General features: G+C 60.4%; 4 protein-coding genes and 2 pseudogenes. 1 reads left to right on the top strand and 5 read right to left on the bottom strand.

The window, feature by feature from the left end; translation table 11 throughout:
• Positions 1 to 51 precede the first annotated feature (51 nt).
• The 5 genes and pseudogenes from HEP73_RS08535 to HEP73_RS08515 form a co-directional block, all read right to left on the bottom strand.
• A complete protein-coding gene (locus HEP73_RS08535; protein ID WP_221899389.1) occupies positions 52 to 3,447 on the bottom strand; it encodes a non-ribosomal peptide synthetase in 3,396 nt (1,131 codons plus the stop codon).
• Positions 3,444 to 10,139, bottom strand: coding sequence for a non-ribosomal peptide synthetase (locus tag HEP73_RS08530; RefSeq protein WP_221899388.1), 6,696 nt, complete (start codon positions 10,137 to 10,139; stop codon positions 3,444 to 3,446). Before HEP73_RS08530 ends, HEP73_RS08535 begins: the two co-directional genes overlap by 4 nt.
• Entirely contained in the window at positions 10,136 to 16,609 is a 6,474-nt protein-coding gene (locus tag HEP73_RS08525) for a non-ribosomal peptide synthetase (protein ID WP_185822858.1), read from the bottom strand. The genes HEP73_RS08530 and HEP73_RS08525 overlap by 4 nt, the downstream gene beginning before the upstream one ends.
• Before the next feature lie 195 nt (positions 16,610 to 16,804).
• Positions 16,805 to 17,647: pseudogene (locus tag HEP73_RS08520) on the bottom strand (IS5 family transposase); the annotation flags it as partial.
• Between the two features lie 211 nt (positions 17,648 to 17,858).
• The gene (locus HEP73_RS08515; protein WP_185822857.1) at positions 17,859 to 19,796 is read right to left on the bottom strand and encodes a fused MFS/spermidine synthase; all 1,938 of its coding nucleotides are present in this window, start codon (positions 19,794 to 19,796) and stop codon (positions 17,859 to 17,861) included.
• Between the two features lie 263 nt (positions 19,797 to 20,059).
• On the opposite strand from HEP73_RS08515, the pseudogene HEP73_RS08510 reads away from it, so the two are divergent.
• Positions 20,060 to 21,167 (top strand): annotated as a pseudogene (locus HEP73_RS08510) (IS3 family transposase); the annotation flags it as partial.
• Positions 21,168 to 21,199: the final 32 nt, after the last annotated feature.

Below are 21,199 nucleotides of genomic sequence, written 5' to 3'. Positions count from 1 at the left end.
TGCAATCTCTGCTGCAATATTGCTCGCTTCAATTCTTCAACTGAGCGTTGGCTATCCATGTTGTGACCCTTTCTCATCCACTAGCAAGTTGCGCAGTTCATCAGCTGATAAATCCGAAAGCTCCTCTTCCATCCGTATCAACTCATCCCCCAAGAATTTGTCAAACTGTGCTGAACTGACAGCACCCCCAAGTCGATGAAGGCTTGCATCTTCAAATAACCGACGCAAAGGTATATCGACGAACATTTCGCCCTTAATTCGGTTTACTAATTTCACCGCCAGCAGCGAGTGCCCACCCAGCTCGAAAAAGTTATCGCGGCGTCCTACCCGTTCAACACCCAGCAGTTCCTGCCAAATCCCGGCCAACGCCTCCTCAATCTCGCCCTGCGGCGCCTCATACTCGCGACTGGCCACAGACGCCTCGTCCGGCGCCGGCAATGCCCGACGGTCCAGCTTGCCGTTCGGCGTCAAGGGAAAGGCTTCCAACTGCACAAACGCGCTTGGCACCATGTAGTCGGGAAGCCGTGAGGACAGATCGGCACGCAACTCGACCGCCGACAGCGCGGTGTCCGCCTCGGCGAGTAGATAGGCCACCAGACGCTTGTCGCCCGCCTCATCCTCACGCGCCACCACCACCGCCTCGCGCACACCGGCGCATGCCGTCAGCTGCGCCTCGACCTCCCCCAGCTCGATCCGGAATCCCCGAATCTTGACCTGGTGGTCATTGCGCCCCAAAAACTCAATCGTCCCGTTCGGCAACCAGCGGCCCAGATCGCCGGTCTTGTACATCCGCGCCTCGGGGGCGGGCGAGAACGGATCCTTCAGGAAACGCTCTGCCGTCAACTCCGGGCGGTTCAGGTATCCCCGCGCCACCCCGGCACCCCCAATATGGATTTCGCCCGAAACCCCCAGCGGCACCGGCTCCCCGTGCCTATCCAGAATGTAAATCTGGGTGTTCGCGATCGGACGGCCTATGGGAATTGAACTTGCATCCTCGCTCACCGCCTGGATGTCATGCGTGCACGCGAAGGTTGTAGTTTCTGTCGGGCCATAACCGTTAACCACATGCTTGGGACGGTACTTACTCGTCAGAACCTGCCTTATCGTGCCTGGATGTAAAGTGTCACCTCCTACCAACAAATAACGTAGCCCACCCAATGTTCCTTGCAGTACATTTGCGTATTGGTTGAACAAACCAACGGACAGCCACAATGCCGTTACTCCCCCCTCCTGCAAATGCCTACCAAAAGACTCTGGCATTAACACCACCGACTGGTCGACGATCAGCAGCTTTGCTCCATTGAGCAATGCGCCCCAGATTTCCCACGTCGTTGCATCAAATGCCAGGTTGGCGCAATGCGCCAGACAGTCTGTCGGCCCAGCCTGAAAATACGGATTATTGATGACCAGTCGATTCACATTATAGTGTTCGACCATCACGCCCTTGGGCGTGCCGGTCGAACCCGACGTGTAAATCACATACGCCAGATGCCCGGACGTCAGACCGCCGGCACGTGCGTCCGGATTGCCCGTCGGCTGCTCAGCAAGTAACCCGCAGGTTTCGGCTGCATCCAGTTCCAGCACCTGCACCTCCAGCGCCGCCAAGTGTGCGACTGCATCCGCCCGCGTCAACACCGCCACCGGCGCACTGTCTTCAAGCATGTAAGCCAATCGCTCGGCCGGATAGGTCGGGTCCAGCGGCACATACGCTCCGCCCGCCTTCAAGATCCCCAACAACCCCACCACCATCTCCAGGCTGCGCTCCACGCAGATCGCCACCCGGTCGTCCGGCTTGACTCCCAGCGCTATAAGCCGATGCGCGACCTGGTTCGCCCGCGCATTGAGCTCCCCGTACGTCAGGCGCTGGTCTTCATACACCACCGCCACCGCTTCCGGTTGCTGCGCGGCCTGCACCTCGAACAACTCGTGAATCAGCGCCTCGCGCGGATACTCCGCCGCCGTCGCATTGAATCCTTCCAACAATTGCGCGCGCTCGCCCTGCGTCAGCAGCGGCAGCGTGGCCACGCTCCGCTGCTCCTCGGCCACCAGCGCCGACAGCAACTGCTGCAAATGAACCGCCCAACGCTCAATGGTCCCGCGGTCAAACAGGTCGCTGGCATAGCCAATGGCACCGCTTATCCCACCCCCGTCATCGCTCAGGGATAGCGACACATCGAAGTGCGTTGTCACCTGATCCCTGGCTACCGGCGCCAGCGTCAATCCCGGCAGTTCCAACGCTCCTCCATCCGGGGTGTTGTTCAGCGCCAGCATCGCTTGAAACACCGGGCTGTGGCCCAGACTGCGTGCAGGACGCAACGCCTCCACCACCTGCTCAAATGGCAGCTCCTGATGAGCAAACGCCGCTAGTGCCGTCGCCTTCACCTGCGCCAGCAACTCCGCCACGCTCGGCGCCTCCTCCATCCGCACCCGCAGCGCCAGCGTGTTGACAAAAAACCCGATCAGCCCTTCAACCTCGCGGCGCTGGCGGTTCGCCACCGGCGTGCCAATCACCACGTCCTCCTGCCCGCTCAGACGCGACAACAACACCGACCAGCCCGCCAGCAACACCATGAACAACGTGCACCCGTGGCGTTGCGCCAAGCCTCGCAGCTGCGCCGTCAACTCCGGCGTCAACTCGAACGGTACGCTACCGCCAGCATAACTTTGCACCGCCGGACGCGGCCGATCGCTCGGCAACTCCAACAACCCTGGCGCCCCGACCAGGTGCTCGCGCCAAAAACCCAGCTGACGCTCCAACTCTTCGCCTTGCAGCCAGCTGCGTTGCCATGCCGCATAGTCCGCATACTGGATCTCCAGCGCTGGCAACGGATCCGCCTGCCCCTGGCTAAACGCCGTGTACAGCGCACCCACCTCCCGCACCATCACCCCCAGCGACCAGCCATCGGTGATGATGTGGTGCTGCGTGATCAGCAACACGTGCTCCTCGGCCGCCAACTGCAACAGCCGACCCCGGATCAACGGACCGCTCGTCAAGTCGAACGCCGCGCCGGCTTCTTCCCGCGCCAATCGCTCGACCTCCCGTTGCTGCGCTTCGCCCTCCAGGCTGCGCAGATCCTGCTCGGTCAGCGTAAAACCGTAGTCCTCGGCAGCGACCACCTGGCACGGCTCGTTCTCGGTCACCACAAAGTGGGTGCGCAAGGACTCGTGCCGCGCCACCAGTCGGTCCAGCGTCGCCTGCAGCGCTTCCCGGTTCAGTGCGCCCGACAGGCGCAGCGCCGCCGGAATGTGGTAAGCCGCGCTCGCCGACGCATCCAGACGGTCCAAAAACCACAGCCGGTGCTGCGCCAACGATAGCGGCAGCGGCTCGGTACGGTCGGCCGGCACAATGTGAACAGGCGCCCCTTGCTGTTCCGCGTTTTTGATTCGAAGTTTCTTATGCAGCGCAGCGCGCAGCAACATTTCGCGTGTTGAAATGACTTCATTCACGAATTATCTTCCTCTAGAAATGCTAGCAACTCTTCATCAGACATTACGTTCAATTGCGCTTGGATTACGGACAAATCAGCACTAGATATCTGCTCCCTTTGCGCCGCATCAATTTTCTCGGCAAAGGCCGCGAGTTGTGGGGTATTGAAAATGGATTGCAACGAGACAACAACGTGGAAATGCCCTTGCAAGCGTTTTATTACTTGCACCGCCAGCAGCGAGTGCCCTCCCAGCTCGAAAAAGTTATCGCGGCGTCCTACCCGTTCAACACCCAGCAGTTCCTGCCAAATCCCGGCCAACGCCTCCTCAATCTCGCCCTGCGGCGCCTCATACTCGCGACTGGCCACAGACGCCTCGTCCGGCGCCGGCAATGCCCGACGGTCCAGCTTGCCGTTCGGCGTCAAGGGAAAGGCCTCCAACTGCACAAACGCGCCTGGCACCATGTAGTCGGGAAGCCGTGAGGACAGATCGGCACGCAACTCGATCGCCGACAGCGCGGTGTCCGCCTCGGCGAGTAGATAGGCCACCAGACGCTTGTCGCCCGCCTCATCCTCACGCGCCACCACCACCGCTTCGCGCACCCCGGCGCATGCCGTCAGCCGTGCCTCGATCTCTCCCAGCTCGATCCGGAATCCACGGATCTTGACCTGGTGGTCATTGCGCCCCAAAAACTCAATCGTCCCGTCCGGCAACCAGCGGCCCAGATCGCCGGTCTTGTACATCCGCGCCTCCGGGGCGGGGGAAAACGGATCCTTCAGGAAACGCTCCGCTGTCAACTCCGGGCGGTTCAGGTAACCCCGCGCCACACCGGCACCCCCAATATGAATTTCGCCCGAAACCCCCAGCGGCACCGGCTCCCCGTGCCTATCCAGAATGTAAATCTGGGTGTTCGCGATCGGACGGCCTATGGGAATTTCTCCTAAAGGGAGATCCACCGTCTCATCAAATGAAATAGCTACTGAATAAACCGTGCTTTCCGTTGGCCCATATGTGTTTAACCAGCAACAGCTTCTCATTCCACCTGCATCGCGCCATACCCGAATAACTCGGCGCTCTGCCTTTTCCCCACCAACCACCACTAAACGCAATGAACGGTAGACGGCATTACTAAGTGTTAGCGCCCATTGATGCCAAATCGCCGTCGGCAACTCGACGACAGTGATACCGTATCGATTGATGTATTCAGAAAATGACTCGTTCGATAATGAAAATTCTGTGGATCTAACTATAATTGTCGAACCAGTAGAAAGCGCCGGGAAGATTTCCTCTACAGATGCGTCAAAGGCAAACGAAGAAAACTGAAATACACGGTCTGTCGATACAAGTCCACATTGCACAGCGTGTGCCGCGATCAAATTCATGGCGCTGACATGCTCGACCATCACGCCCTTGGGCATGCCGGTCGAACCCGACGTGTAAATCACATACGCCAGATGCCCGGACGTCAGACCGCCGGCACGTGCGTCGGGATTGCCCGTCGGCTGCTCAGCAAGTAACCCGCAGGTTTCGGCTGCATCCAGCTCCAGCACCGGCACCTCCAGCGCCGCCAACTGTGCGGCTGCATCCGCCTGCGTCAACACCGCCACCGGCGCACTGTCTTCAAGCATGTAAGCCAATCGCTCGGCCGGATAGGTCGGGTCCAGCGGCACATACGCTCCGCCCGCCTTCAAGATCCCCAACAACCCCACCACCATCTCCAGGCTGCGCTCCACGCAGATCGCCACCCGGTCGTCCGGCTTGACTCCCAGCGCTATAAGCCGATGCGCGACCTGGTTCGCCCGCGCATTGAGCTCCCCGTACGTCAGGCGCTGGTCTTCATACACCACCGCCACCGCTTCCGGTTGCTGCGCGGCCTGCGCCTCGAACAACTCATGAATCAGCGTCGCGCGCGGATACTCCGCCGCCGTCGCATTGAATCCTTCCAACAATTGCGCGCGCTCGCCCTGCGTCAGCAGCGGCAGCGTGGCCACGCTCCGCTGCTCCTCGGCCACCAGCGCCGACAGCAACTGCTGCAAGTGAACCGCCCAACGTTCAATGGTCCCGCGGTCAAACAGGTCGCTGGCATAGACCAACATCCCGCTAAAAACATTGCCGCCATCCGCCAGGTGCAAGGACAGGTCGACTTGGGTGGTGGGGATAGCGCTGTCCTGCGGTGCCAGCGTCAATCCCGGCAGCTCCAACGCTCCTCCATCCGGGGTGTTGTTCAGCGCCAGCATCGTTTGAAAGACCGGGCCGTGGCCAAGACTGCGCGCCGGACGCAACGCCTCCACCACCTGCTCAAATGGCAGCTCTTGATGAGCAAACGCCGCTAGTGCCGTCGCCTTCACCTGCGCCAGCAACTCCGCCACGCTCGGCGCCTCCTCCATCCGCACCCGCAGCGCCAGCGTGTTGACAAAAAACCCGATCAGCCCTTCAACCTCGCGGCGCTGGCGGTTCGCCACCGGCGTGCCAATCACCACGTCCTCCTGCCCGCTCAGACGCGACAACAACACCGACCAGCCCGCCAGCAACACCATGAACAACGTGCACCCGTGGCGTTGCGCCAAGCCTCGCAGCTGCGCCGTCAACTCCGGCGTCAACTCGAACGGTACGCTACCGCCAGCATAACTTTGCACCGCCGGACGCGGCCGATCGCTCGGCAACTCCAACAACCCTGGCGCCCCGACCAGGTGCTCGCGCCAAAAACCCAGCTGACGCTCCAACTCTTCGCCTTGCAGCCAGCTGCGTTGCCATGCCGCATAGTCCGCATACTGGATCTCCAGCGCTGGCAACGGATCCGCCTGCCCCTGGCTAAACGCCGTGTACAGCGCACCCACCTCCCGCACCATCACCCCCAGCGACCAGCCATCGGTGATGATGTGGTGCTGCGTGATCAGCAACACGTGCTCCTCGGCCGCCAACTGCAACAGCCGACCCCGGATCAACGGACCGCTCGTCAAGTCGAACGCCGCGCCGGCTTCTTCCCGCGCCAATCGCTCGACCTCCCGTTGCTGCGCTTCGCCCTCCAGGCTGCGCAGATCCTGCTCGGTCAGCGTAAAACCGCAGTCCTCGGCAGCGACCACCTGGCACGGCTCGTTCTCGGTCACCACAAAGTGGGTGCGCAAGGACTCGTGCCGCGCCACCAGTCGGTCCAGCGTCGCCTGCAGCGCTTCCCGGTTCAGTGCGCCCGACAGGCGCAGCGCCGCCGGAATGTGGTAAGCCGCGCTCGCCGACGCATCCAGACGGTCCAAAAACCACAGCCGGTGCTGCGCCAACGATAGCGGCAGCGGCTCAGTGCGGTCGGCGCTCGTGATGGCCCCCAATGTACTGTGCTGTGCCTCCTGTACCACGTTGGCTAGCGTTTGCAATGTCGGATGGGCAAACAACTCGCGCAAGGCCACCTCGACCCCTAAAACACTGCGCACATGCGCCATCAGCCGCACCGCCAGCAGCGAGTGCCCGCCCAGCTCGAAAAAGTTATCGCGGCGTCCTACCCGTTCAACACCCAGCAGTTCCTGCCAAATCCCGGCCAACGCCTCCTCAATCTCGCCCTGCGGCGCCTCATACTCGCGACTGGCCACAGACGCCTCGTCCGGCGCCGGCAATGCCCGACGGTCCAGCTTGCCGTTCGGCGTCAAGGGAAAGGCCTCCAACTGCACAAACGCGCCTGGCACCATGTAGTCGGGAAGCCGTGAGGACAGATCGGCACGCAACTCGATCGCCGACAGCGCGGTGTCCGCCTCGGCGAGTAGATAGGCCACCAGACGCTTGTCGCCCGCCTCATCCTCACGCGCCACCACCACCGCTTCGCGCACCCCGGCGCATGCCGTCAGCCGTGCCTCGATCTCTCCCAGCTCGATCCGGAATCCACGGATCTTGACCTGGTGGTCATTGCGCCCCAAAAACTCAATCGTCCCGTCCGGCAACCAGCGGCCCAGATCGCCGGTCTTGTACATCCGCGCCTCCGGGGCGGGGGAAAACGGATCCTTCAGGAAACGCTCCGCTGTCAACTCCGGGCGGTTCAGGTAACCCCGCGCCACACCGGCACCCCCAATATGAATTTCGCCCGAAACCCCCAGCGGCACCGGCTCCCCGTGCCTATCCAGAATGTAAATCTGGGTGTTCGCGATCGGACGGCCTATGGGAATTTCTCCTAAAGGGAGATCCACCGTCTCATCAAATGAAATAGCTACTGAATAAACCGTGCTTTCCGTTGGCCCATATGTGTTTAACCAGCAACAGCTTCTCATTCCACCTGCATCGCGCCATACCCGAATAACTCGGCGCTCTGCCTTTTCCCCACCAACCACCACTAAACGCAATGAACGGTAGACGGCATTACTAAGTGTTAGCGCCCATTGATGCCAAATCGCCGTCGGCAACTCGACGACAGTGATACCGTATCGATTGATGTATTCAGAAAATGACTCGTTCGATAATGAAAATTCTGTGGATCTAACTATAATTGTCGAACCAGTAGAAAGCGCCGGGAAGATTTCCTCTACAGATGCGTCAAAGGCAAACGAAGAAAACTGAAATACACGGTCTGTCGATACAAGTCCACATTGCACAGCGTGTGCCGCGATCAAATTCATGGCGCTGACATGCTCGACCATCACGCCCTTGGGCATGCCGGTCGAACCCGACGTGTAAATCACATACGCCAGATGCCCGGACGTCAGACCGCCGGCACGTGCGTCGGGATTGCCCGTCGGCTGCTCAGCAAGTAACCCGCAGGTTTCGGCTGCATCCAGCTCCAGCACCGGCACCTCCAGCGCCGCCAACTGTGCGGCTGCATCCGCCTGCGTCAACACCGCCACCGGCGCACTGTCTTCAAGCATGTAAGCCAATCGCTCGGCCGGATAGGTCGGGTCCAGCGGCACATACGCTCCGCCCGCCTTCAAGATCCCCAACAACCCCACCACCATCTCCAGGCTGCGCTCCACGCAGATCGCCACCCGGTCGTCCGGCTTGACTCCCAGCGCTATAAGCCGATGCGCGACCTGGTTCGCCCGCGCATTGAGCTCCCCGTACGTCAGGCGCTGGTCTTCATACACCACCGCCACCGCTTCCGGTTGCTGCGCGGCCTGCGCCTCGAACAACTCATGAATCAGCGTCGCGCGCGGATACTCCGCCGCCGTCGCATTGAATCCTTCCAACAATTGCGCGCGCTCGCCCTGCGTCAGCAGCGGCAGCGTGGCCACGCTCCGCTGCTCCTCGGCCACCAGCGCCGACAGCAACTGCTGCAAGTGAACCGCCCAACGTTCAATGGTCCCGCGGTCAAACAGGTCGCTGGCATAGACCAACATCCCGCTAAAAACATTGCCGCCATCCGCCAGGTGCAAGGACAGGTCGACTTGGGTGGTGGGGATAGCGCTGTCCTGCGGTGCCAGCGTCAATCCCGGCAGCTCCAACGCTCCTCCATCCGGGGTGTTGTTCAGCGCCAGCATCGTTTGAAAGACCGGGCCGTGGCCAAGACTGCGCGCCGGACGCAACGCCTCCACCACCTGCTCAAATGGCAGCTCTTGATGAGCAAACGCCGCTAGTGCCGTCGCCTTCACCTGCGCCAGCAACTCCGCCACGCTCGGCGCCTCCTCCATCCGCACCCGCAGCGCCAGCGTGTTGACAAAAAACCCGATCAGCCCTTCAACCTCGCGGCGCTGGCGGTTCGCCACCGGCGTGCCAATCACCACGTCCTCCTGCCCGCTCAGACGCGACAACAACACCGACCAGCCCGCCAGCAACACCATGAACAACGTGCACCCGTGGCGTTGCGCCAAGCCTCGCAGCTGCGCCGTCAACTCCGGCGTCAACTCGAACGGTACGCTACCGCCAGCATAACTTTGCACCGCCGGACGCGGCCGATCGCTCGGCAACTCCAACAACCCTGGCGCCCCGACCAGGTGCTCGCGCCAAAAACCCAGCTGACGCTCCAACTCTTCGCCTTGCAGCCAGCTGCGTTGCCATGCCGCATAGTCCGCATACTGGATCTCCAGCGCTGGCAACGGATCCGCCTGCCCCTGGCTAAACGCCGTGTACAGCGCACCCACCTCCCGCACCATCACCCCCAGCGACCAGCCATCGGTGATGATGTGGTGCTGCGTGATCAGCAACACGTGCTCCTCGGCCGCCAACTGCAACAGCCGACCCCGGATCAACGGACCGCTCGTCAAGTCGAACGCCGCGCCGGCTTCTTCCCGCGCCAATCGCTCGACCTCCCGTTGCTGCGCTTCGCCCTCCAGGCTGCGCAGATCCTGCTCGGTCAGCGTAAAACCGCAGTCCTCGGCAGCGACCACCTGGCACGGCTCGTTCTCGGTCACCACAAAGTGGGTGCGCAAGGACTCGTGCCGCGCCACCAGTCGGTCCAGCGTCGCCTGCAGCGCTTCCCGGTTCAGTGCGCCCGACAGGCGCAGCGCCGCCGGAATGTGGTAAGCCGCGCTCGCCGACGCATCCAGACGGTCCAAAAACCACAGCCGGTGCTGCGCCAACGATAGCGGCAGCGGCAAATCACGCACCGATTTTCGCGTAATAGCGGTAATGGACAAAGATTTTGTCGTCAGCCAATCCAAAATTTCCGGTTTAAACTCAGACAATCGTGCACGCAACTCCGGCGTCAACTCCCCCTTCGTCGCGCTAACCAACAATTTGTCATTTTTAATTGCCAGTCTAATTCCCTTGCGCTGACACTCTCGCAATATATTCAGCAAGCTCATATTTCGACCACTATTTCATCGTTGTTTTTCGCATGCCCAGCAATAAGCACCCGGCGCAGCTCGCACAATTGCCCTTGTTGCTCCACGTGTTTGGCAAGCGCCCGCAGTGTCGGCCGCGCGAACAACTCACGCAGCGGCACTTCTACCTGCAGCACATCGCGGACGTGTGCCACCAGCGTCACCGCCAGCAGCGAGTGTCCACCAAGCTCGAAAAAGTTATCGCGGCGTCCCACCCGTTCAACACCCAGCAGTTCCTGCCAAATCCCGGCCAACGCCTCCTCAATCTCGCCCTGCGGGGCCTCATACTCGCGACTGGCCACAGACGCCTCGTCCGGCGCCGGCAATGCCCGGCGGTCCAGCTTGCCGTTCGGCGTCAAGGGAAAGGCCTCCAACTGCACAAACGCACTTGGCACCATGTAGTCTGGAAGCCGTGAGGACAGATCGGCACGCAACTCGACCGCCGACAGCGCGGTGTCCGCCTCGGCGAGTAGATAGGCCACCAGACGCTTGTCGCCCGCCTCATCCTCACGCGCCACCACCACCGCTTCGCGCACACCGGCGCATGCCGCCAGCCGTGCCTCGATCTCTCCCAGCTCGATCCGGAATCCCCGAATCTTGACCTGATAGTCATTGCGCCCCAAAAACTCAATCGTCCCGTCCGGCAACCAGCGGCCCAGATCGCCGGTCTTGTACATCCGCGCCTCGGGGACGGGGGAAAACGGATCCTTCAGGAAACGCTCCGCCGTCAACTCCGGGCGGTTCAGGTAACCCCGCGCCACACCGGCACCCCCAATATGGATTTCGCCCGGCACCCCCAGCGGCACCGGCTCCCCGTGCCTATCCAGAATGTAAATCTGGGTGTTCGCGATCGGACGGCCAATCGGCACCGTTATGCCTGGCGTGAGGCCTGCAACCTGGAACCAGGTGCTGAAGGTCGTGTTCTCAGTTGGGCCATACACATGAACCAATCGATTAGGCATTCCATTTTCTATAACCATCGTCACTGCCTGGGGGGACACAGCCTCCCCACCAAACAGGAGAGTATCCAGCCCCATCAAACTGGATGGATTACTTTGCGCAATGCAATTAAAGAGCGCTGTTGTAACAAACAACGCGTCAATATTCTCATTATCGATAATTTCCTGCAGACGCTCTGGATGAATGAGCACATCCTTTTTAACAACAACCAGCTTTCCCCCATTCGCCAATACACCCCAGATTTCAAAGGTAGCCGCGTCAAATGACACATTGGACGCCTGCGCCACGACGGTATCGACATCAAGCTTAATGTAATCTCCAGAATTTGCTAATTTAACAACACTGCGATGCTCAACCATCACACCCTTGGGCATGCCGGTCGAACCCGAGGTGTAAATCACATACGCCAGATGCCCGGACGTCAGGCCGCCGGCACGTGCATCGGGATTGCCCGTCGACTGCTCAGCAAGTAACCCGCAGGTTTCGGCTGCATCCAGCTCCAGCACCGGCACCTCCAGCGCCGCCAAGTGTGCGGCTGCATCCGCCTGCGTCAACAACGCCACCGGCGCACTGTCTTCAAGCATGTAAGCCAATCGCTCGGCCGGATAGGCCGGGTCCAGCGGCACATACGCCCCGCCCGCCTTCAAGATCCCCAGCAACCCCACCACCATCTCCAGGTTGCGCTCCACGCAGATCGCCACCCGGTCGTCTGGCTTTACCCCCCGACCCATCAGATAATGCGCCAGCTGGTTCGCCCGCGCATTGAGCTCTCCGTACGTCAGGCGCCGGTCTTCATACACCACCGCCAACGCTTCCGGTTGCTGCGCGGCCTGCGCCTCGAACAACTCGTGAATCAGCGCCTCGCGTGGATACTCAGCCGCCGTGGCGTTGAACTCCTCGACCAGCTGCGCGCGCTCGGAACTCGGCAGTACGTCGACCTTGCACAGCGGCGTTTCCGCATCCTCGCTCAATGCTTCCACCAAGCCAGTTAATGCGGTCAACAAGTAATGATTCAGACGCGACGCACTAATCATTGAAGTACATTGACTTCTTACGATAAAGCCCGCGTCTATATCGTCGACAGCGACAACGATGGGATAGTTTGTGAATTCTTTCACCGGGAATAGGCGTACGCCTTCTACCAAAGAGAAGAAGCCTCCGTCTGCCCTCACATCACCATGCCGATAATTCAACAATGTCGTAAACAACGGCATCGATGGCGACACACTGCTGCAGCGCTGCGCCAACGCCAGCGGCGCTTGCTCATGCGCCACCAGCGCCTGCATGCGCTGTGCACTCTCCTGCACCACCCGGCGTACGCTGCGCTCCCCGAGCGACACCCGCAGAGGCAACGTATTGATAGTCATGCCCAGCACTCGATCCAACCCACTCAACCCCTGCATTCGGCCCGACAGCACGGTTCCAAATACCACCTCCTCACGCCCGGTACACCTAGCCAGCACCTGCGCCCAAGCCACATGGAACAGCACCGCCCGCGATATCCCCTCGCGACGCGCGCAAGCGCGAATCCGGCGCGACAACTCCACATCCAGCGGCATCACCGACTCGGACACCTCCGTGCTGCTGTGCTGCACGTCCAACACGCCGAATGGCGCCGTCGACTCGTCGATCTCGCCAAGTTCCTGCCGGAAATAGGCTTCGTGCTCGGCTATCGGCGTCTGGCGCGCCTGCGCCACCACGTTACGGAACGGCAGCGCCGTCGGCAACGAGGCGCTGGCGTCGCGCAACACCGCCTCCACCTCGGTTAGCGCCAACTCCAGCGTAACGTGATCGCACACCACATGATGGTGCAACAGCGCCAGCAACCATTCGCCGTGCTCGTGATCCTCCGTGACATACGCTGCCAGCAACGGCGCCCGTCGCACATCCAGACGCATCTGCCGTGGATCGACCTGCCGGTGCAGCGCTTCGGTCGCTGCCGACGTCTCCGGCAGCGCTACTTCGTGCACCGGCAACGGCGCCTCTCGGTACACCACCTGCACCGGTTTCGACAGCCTCCCCTCCCACAGCATCGCAGTGCGAAGGATATCGTGCCGCGCAATGACCTGATTCAGAGCCGCCACAAAGGCATCCAGCCGCTCCCGACTGTCGAACGCCAACACATCGCGCGACAGGTACGTATCCCCTTTCTCTTCTAGCAAATGGTGGAAAAGCATACCTTCCTGCATCGGCAGCGACGGGTAGACATCCTGAATATTGGCAATGCCACCCGGTACGGACGCCACGATGCGGTCGATCTCCTCTTGGGTCAGGCTCACCAGCGGCAACAGGTCCGGTGTGATCTCCGTGGTATCCAGGCCGATCAGATTTTCCGGTATCAGCGATTCTGCCGTGCTGGACTTGCGGCTCAGCGTCGTTGCCAGCGCGTGCAACGTCGGGGCAGTGAAGATCGTCGGCATCGCCATCCCCCAGCCCGATTCACGCAGACGCTCCACCAGTGTCACCGCCAGCAGCGAGTGTCCACCCAGCTCGAAAAAGTTATCGCGGCGTCCCACCCGCTCAACACCCAGCAGTTCCTGCCAAATCCCGGCCAACGTCTCCTCAATCTCGCCCTGCGGGGCCTCATACTCGCGACTGGCCACAGACGCCTCGTCCGGCGCCGGCAATGCCCGGCGGTCCAGCTTGCCGTTCGGCGTCAAGGGAAAGGCTTCCAACTGCACAAACGCGCTTGGCACCATGTAGTCCGGAAGCCGTGAGGACAGATCGGCACGCAACTCGACCGCCGACAGCGCGGTGCCCGCCTCGGCGAGTAGATAGGCCACCAGACGCTTGTCGCCCGCCTCATCCTCACGCGCCACCACCACCGCCTCGCGCACACCGGCGCATGCCGTCAGCTGCGCCTCGATCTCCCCCAGCTCGATCCGGAATCCCCGAATCTTGACCTGATAGTCATTGCGCCCCAAAAACTCAATCGTCCCGTCCGGCAACCAGCGGCCCAGATCGCCGGTCTTGTACATCCGTGCCTCCGGGGCCGGCGAAAACGGATCCTTCAGGAAACGCTCCGCCGTCAACTCCGGGCGGTTCAGGTAACCCCGCGCCACCCCGGCACCCCCAATATGGATTTCGCCCGACACTCCAATTGGCATGGGCGCGCCACATACACTCAATATATAGATCTTTGCATTATCAATGGGCCGACCAATTGGCACACTTCTATTCGCAAAATCCTCAGTGAAACACTCCAACGCAAATGCAGTAGCATTCACAGTGGTTTCGGTCGGGCCGTAATTATTTAGCCATCGGCATAGACGAGTATTCGGGTTGTCTTTCCATAACTGCAGATGTCGGAGATCAACCGCTTCGCCACTAACGATCACCAGTCGCAATGCGCTGCCGATTGACAGTGCAGAACTCCCTGAAACCTGTCTTGACCATGCGCTCCAAAATGCAGTCGGCAAATCCACCACACTTATTTGCTGCGCTTCCAGAAACCCACTCAACTGATCAGGACTCAGGTGTTCCGGACGCAACACAATTGTTGCCCCCGCGGCAAGGGTCGGCATCATCTCGGCGACCGAACTGTCGAATCCGAATGATGCAAACTGAAGCACCCGGTCAGAGTGATCAAGCTTACACAGGCGAATATGCCCGGCGATAAAACTCACAACATTTTCATGCTGGACCATCACCCCCTTAGGGGTACCGGTCGAACCCGATGTGTATATCACATACGCCAAATGCCGCGACGTCAATCCGGATACCTCCGGGCTACTAGTCGGCTGGGCCGCGAACAATGCCCGGCTGTAGTGTGCATCCAACGACAGCGTCGGCACGCCGCGCGCCGGCAAATAATCTTCCAGCACCTCTTGCGTCAGCAAAGCCACCGGCGCACTGTCTTCAAGCATGTAAGCCAACCGCTCGGCCGGATAGGCCGGGTCCAGCGGCACATACGCTCCGCCCGCCTTCAAGATACCCAGCAACCCCACCACCATCTCCAGGCTGCGCTCCACGCAGATCGCCACCCGGTCGTCCGGCTTGACTCCCAACTCTATAAGCCGATGCGCGACCTGATTCGCCCGCGCATTCAACTCACCGTAGCTCAGCGACTGCCGCTCGTACACCGCCGCCACCGCCTCCGGTCGCTGCGCAGCCTGCGCTTCAAACAACTCATGAATCAGCGCCTCGCGCGGATACTCCGCCGCCGTGGCATTGAATGCCCGCATCAGTTGCTCCCGCTCCTCCTCAGGCATCACATCTGCAAGACCGAGTTCGACATCGGGCGACCGGAGGGCCACACGCAAAACATGCCGGAAGCGATTGGCGAGTAATTCCACCTCGTCTGCATTGAAATAGGATTCATTACAATCCAACTTGACCTCAACACCTCCTTCCTCTCCTCCGCCCTCCCAAGCGGTGACCATTAGAGGCGTCATTTCATGGCTATTGCTCACATAGACAAGTTCTGATGAGACTCCTTCCATGAGAGGCCCATCATCGACCTTTAGATAGCTGAAGCCAACATCATACAGGCCAATATCCTGACCAGATAAACCCAAATCCCGAACAATGTCCCCGACTGGATACCGTCGGTGGCGGAAGCCCTCTCTTTGACGACCGGCGATATACCGAACGAAGCTCGAAAAACTCAGACCTTTATCTCGAATCAACCTGAGCGGATTCACGCTAGCGAACATACCAATCGCTTTCTTTTTAGCGACGTTACTCCGATTATGTATCGGCAAGCCGACCAAGATGTCGCGCTGACCGTAACTCAATCCCAAGCAGGAAATCAATGCTCCAAGCAACACATGCGCTGTGGATACGCCCAATGTTTTTGCCAGATCCTGGACTGAATGCAATTCCGGCGCACTGATTGCGACAGTACAACGCAGACTGCCAACGCCAGATTCCTGACAATAATGGGGAGGGAGCAGCCTATCCGGTAGCGAGGCACACTCCGCCAGCCAATAATTCTTATCTTGCTCATAGCGTGAGCTAAATAAATATAGCTCGTCACTGCTTGCAATACCTTGCAAACTGAGCGCTTCCGGCTGCCAATCCGTCGCACTGTAGTGGGCAGAAAAAGCTCTTCCCCAGTTGGCGAACCCCCAGCCATCTATTGCCAAGTGGTGGGCTAACCCCACATACCAATGTTCGGATTCGCTTAGCTTGAGTAGAAAGGTCTTGAACAGTTCTACATTGACAATAGACAGCGGCTCTTCAAACAAACGCTTTACCCACTTGAAAGCCTCACTCTCAGGGCAGACACTCGTGGACAGATCGATAATCGGCAGGCCAGTCGACCGATCTAGCGCAATGCGTTGTCGCGGTCCGCGCCTTGAATCGACCATCCGGATACCGAACGCATCATTTCCTTGGACAACGGCGCCATGCGCTTGCGACGCCCTCTGCAGGTCGATCCTTCCCAGCCTTAGGTAGCCGCCGACATTATATAAAGGACTACCGGGATGTTGCAGCTGATCAAAATAAATATCCCGTTGCGCTAATGTCAGTGGAAAATCACCAAACATATTTTCGCTCCATTCCGGAAATATTCAAAAATTCTCACCGCGACCCAATCCAAATCGGCCCCGACTCCCAAGGCGCCAAGGAAGACAAGAACAATGCAGCCTGAGCACGCCAAATGCCGCGCGATTTGCATCAGCGGTCTCTAAAGCGAGATTCCCGGCATGGTTTCCAAGCTGCGTTGCCCAGATTTTCCGGCTCATCTGTCCTATCGCCGGTAACAATAGCTTGCACACCATCCACAGGTTCGACAACGCAAACAACGCCAGCAGCTGCGCCGCGTTCTTAGCCAAGCCGTGATAACGCACCTTGGCATAACCGAACTGCCACTTGATTACCCGGAACCGGCACTCCACCATCGCACGAATACTGGACTTGAAGTAGCCCTCGCGCTTGTTCCTGATCGCATGCACATGCGAGAGCTTCTGCGCGATCCAGAACCCTGCTTTCAACTGGTGTAGCTCCTCGCGCTTGCCCGCATCGCTATAGTCGCTGTCGCTGCAGAGCGTGCCTTCCTTGCCATGCGGCAATTTGTGACCTACACCACACCGACCTCGTTCTTCGCTGTGCATGCGGCGTAACGCATCAACACGGATGGACCGTCCACACCAATGTGCACCTTGATGCCGAAGTGCCGCTGGTTGCCCCTCTTCGTCTGGTGCATCTCCTGATCGCGCTAGCCATCGGCGTCCTTGGTCGAGCCGAGCGTGGCGATTATCGGGGCATCCACGATCGTGCGGCTGCACAGGCTGAGCCCCCTGCGCGACAGATGCGAGTTCGCGTGTCCGAACAACTATTGGGCGAGATCGTGCGTGTCCAGCAGTTGGCGGAACTTGAGGAATCGTCTCGACGGGGATGTCGTCCAGGCTGTCCATCCGCGCAAAGCGGCGCATCATAGGCGTGCCGTACGAGTCTTCCTCCAGCGCGGCATCGCTCAACGCCAACAGTGCATTCCACGGCACCACCCGATACACCTCGGCTAGAGAGAACTCCCAGCGCGTCCGCTTGTCCAAGCCCTCGGCGTCACCAAATGTCAGCTGCATCGATCGTTGCCCTGGATCCATTGAGCTATCCCGCCCAGAATTTGCGTGTTGATAAGACCTTTCCATAGACCCAGTGAACTACTGTCCAGCCGACACTCGGGCTAACGGCTCGGATTATCGAAGATCGGCTTCACACTAATACGCAAGAAAATCCCTACGTCACCAATGTGAAAAATTGGACGACTGTTGGCACGGCTTTACACGACTGACATCAGTCGGCGGGAGCGGCGACGAGGTCGCGCAGCTCGCCGAGCGTGCCGAGCACTGACTCGTAATCGTTGGCGTAGGCCTGCTGCTGGAAGCGCGCGAACAGCGCGGCGAGACGAGCCCAGTCGGAGGTGGGCTCGGCATCGCTAGACTCGGCATCGCGCGAGAAGCGGAAGTGGCGCACGGCGGTGTCGAGCGCAGTCTTGTCGAGCGGCGTGACCACGTCGTTGAGGCTAGTGATCAATGCGGCGGGATCGGTCAAGCTGCCCTCGCCCGAGCCGCGCTCGGCGTGGTGACGCGCGAGCACGCGCTCGGAGATGAGGGTGTCGGGATTCCCGCTCGGTGGCGCTTGCTCGAGTTCGTCGTAGATGCTCTTGGCGTTCGATTTGAGCTCGATCAAAAACGACGGCGTCCAGCGATCGGTGAAGACGCGATAGCGAGTACGATCGGGCACTTCGACGGTGCTGAAGGCGGCAATGCCGGCGGCCGCGCGCAGCGGCTCGGATCGCTTGGCGTCGGCGAACTGCGCCAGCAAGTCGGCACGCAGCTTCGTTGCCGGCAACACATCGGGGAAGGCAAACAACGAATGGAAAAAGCTGTTCTCGAACAGGCTCGGGAAGCCGGCGGCACGCAGGGTCGCCTGCAGGTGACGTACAGCGCGGAACGGCTCTCCTTCGGGGTCGAGCTCGTACTGAATGTCGTTCATGTTGGTGTTGATGAACAAACTGCCGTTCGCCGACAGTCGCTGCTTCACCAGTTCGAAGAACTCGACGCTGACGCAGTGGCTGGGGATGAACTCACCCGAAAACAGGTCGACGATGATCAGGTCGTAGCGCTCCGTACTGGAGGCAAGGTGCATGCGCGCATCGGCAGTGACCAGGTGGTGTCGCTTGGCGTCGACGCCAAACATCTTGGTCGCGACCTCGTGCACCTTGGGGTCGAGGTCGACACCGGTGATGCGCGCTTTGGGGAAGGCGAGCTCCAGAGCGCGCAGGCTACCGCCCGCTGCAGAACCCAGTACGAGTACACTCTGCGGCGGTCGCACGAGGCCCGGCACCAGGTACATCGTGCCCTCCAGATCGCGCAGCGGCTCGTCGGGGTAAAGCAAGGAGTGCATGTAGATGCGCGACGGATGATAGGTGAGCACTGTGCGTCCGGCGTCATCGACATCGCGCATCACAGACAGTTCGCCGTAGTGCGACTCTTGCCGATAGACTACGCTTGGATCGAGTTCGGGCGTGCGTGCGCCGAGCGTCAGCAGGAACAGGAGCGTGAGCACCACGCCCGACACCGCCAGTCCCTGCGCCCGTGCGCTGAGGGTGCCAGCTTTGAGCCAGCAAGCGCAGGCGATCAAGAAGAACAGCGCGCTTGTCCACAATGCCGAGCGCTCGACGCCGAAGAACGGCACCAACACGTAAGAAGCCAGCATCGTGCCGGCGATGCTACCCAAAGTCGACAGAGACATGAAGAAGCCCGACTGCACACCGGGGTCGCCCTGACTTGCGCCGAGCGTATGCATGCGGATCAAGTATGGAGAGATCATGCTCATCACAAATACGGGTGGTCCGTAAAGTACGACGCTGAGCAAGGTCGCGGGCAGACCGGAGCGCAGGAACACGTGGTTCTTGAGCGCGTCGTGCAGCTCAAGCGATAGCTCTGCCAGCGGCTCCATCGCGACGACGGTCATTACTCCGGTGTACGCCGTCGACAGCACCAGCAGACCGAACAGATTACGTGCACCGCCGCGCCGCTGGCTAAGTAAGCCGCCGAAGTAGTAGCCGAACGAGAGCACGATCATCACAACCGTAAGCAACGTGCCTGTCACGATCACGGACGAGCCGAGGTTGGTGGCGAGCACGCGGAAGCCGCAGATCTCGAGCACCATGATCAAGAAGCCACCCGCAAAGGAGAGGGTGTAGAGCAGCCAGCGGGGCAGCGCCACGGCCTCTATCGTGGACCCAGTTCCTGTCGCAGTTCCTATCGGGTCCATGCGTATCGCTTCCATGCGTATCGGAGTGGTCCTTGCGTGCCGCGTAAGAGGAGAACCTAGGCCCAGACGCTCGCGTTTGACCCTAACGCTCGCAAACCTGGGCGTCAAGGCGGTACGCCCGCAAAATGGGGTGGACCAAACAGTCTTTCGTAGACAGCCAAGGGCCATACTTTAGGCGATCGAGGAGGTCTAGGTGAGCGGCAAGCGGTAGACAAATTGAGTACAAGATCGAAACGGTCCGGCAGGTGACCGAGCGCGGGCACTCAGTGAAGGAGGTCGCCGCTCGGCTGGGCATCACGACGCACAGTTTGTACGGGTGGAAGAAGACGTACCGCCAACCGGAAGTGGTTCGGCGTGTCGAACTGGACCAGCGTGCGGAGTCGCGTCGACTCAAGGCCTCGGTCAAGCGCTTGACCGAGGAGCGCGATATCCTCCCAAAAGCCGCCGCGTAATTTGCCATGGGGCAAGGGCGAAGTACGCGTTCATGCGGGCGCACGTCTGGGAGTTTCGGTTATGCGCAATGTGTCGCGTACTCGGCGTGCAGCGCAGTGGCTACTACGCCTGGCTGCTCCTTGGGCCCAGTGTTCGCGAGTGCAAGGACCAGCGCCCGCTGGGGCTGATCAAGCACCATTGGTTGGCCAGTGGCGCGGCCTACGGTTATCGAAAGATCACGATGGACCTGCGCCAAGGCGGTGAGCGTCGCAGCTGCCGCCGCGCGCGCAGGCTGATGAAGGCCGAAGGCCTGCGTGCGCAGATCGGTTACGGCAGCAAGCCGCGTTATCGCGTCGGTCCTTTCGGTGTTGTGGAAAACGTGCTTGATCGCGACTTTGCCGTCGACATGCCCAACTAGGTCTGGGTCACGGACATCACCTGCATCCGCACCTGCGAAGGCTGGCTGTATCTGGCAGCGGTGATGGACCTGTACTCGCGGCAGATCGTGCGCTGGGCCACGCAACCGACGATGCCCCGCGACCTGGTATTGCAGGCGCTGCTGGCTGTGGTATGGAAGCGCGAACCGGACCGAACGTGCTGGTGCACTCGGATCAGGGAAGCCAGTTCACCAGCGAGGACTAGCAATCGTTCTCGAAAGCGCATCGAATGGTGCCGAGCATGAGTCGTAGGGGAAACTGCCATGACAGCGCGGTGGCCGAGAACTTCTTCAGTGCGCTGAAGAAGGAGCGGATCAAGCGGCAAATCTACCCAACGCGACAGGCGGCAGCATCGGACGCGTTCAATTACATCGAGATGTTCTACAGCACGATTCGTCGGCATGGTTCAGCCGGCGACCTGCCGCCTGTAGAGTTTGAACGGCGCCATGCGCAGAACGGCTCATATAGTGTCCATGAAACTCTGGC

It is taken from the genome of Xanthomonas sp. GW (assembly GCF_014236815.1).
Classification (GTDB): Bacteria; Pseudomonadota; Gammaproteobacteria; order Xanthomonadales; family Xanthomonadaceae; genus Xanthomonas_A.
The sequence above is the reverse complement of the archived record's forward strand: the minus strand, read 5'-3'. Positions and strand labels throughout refer to the sequence as shown.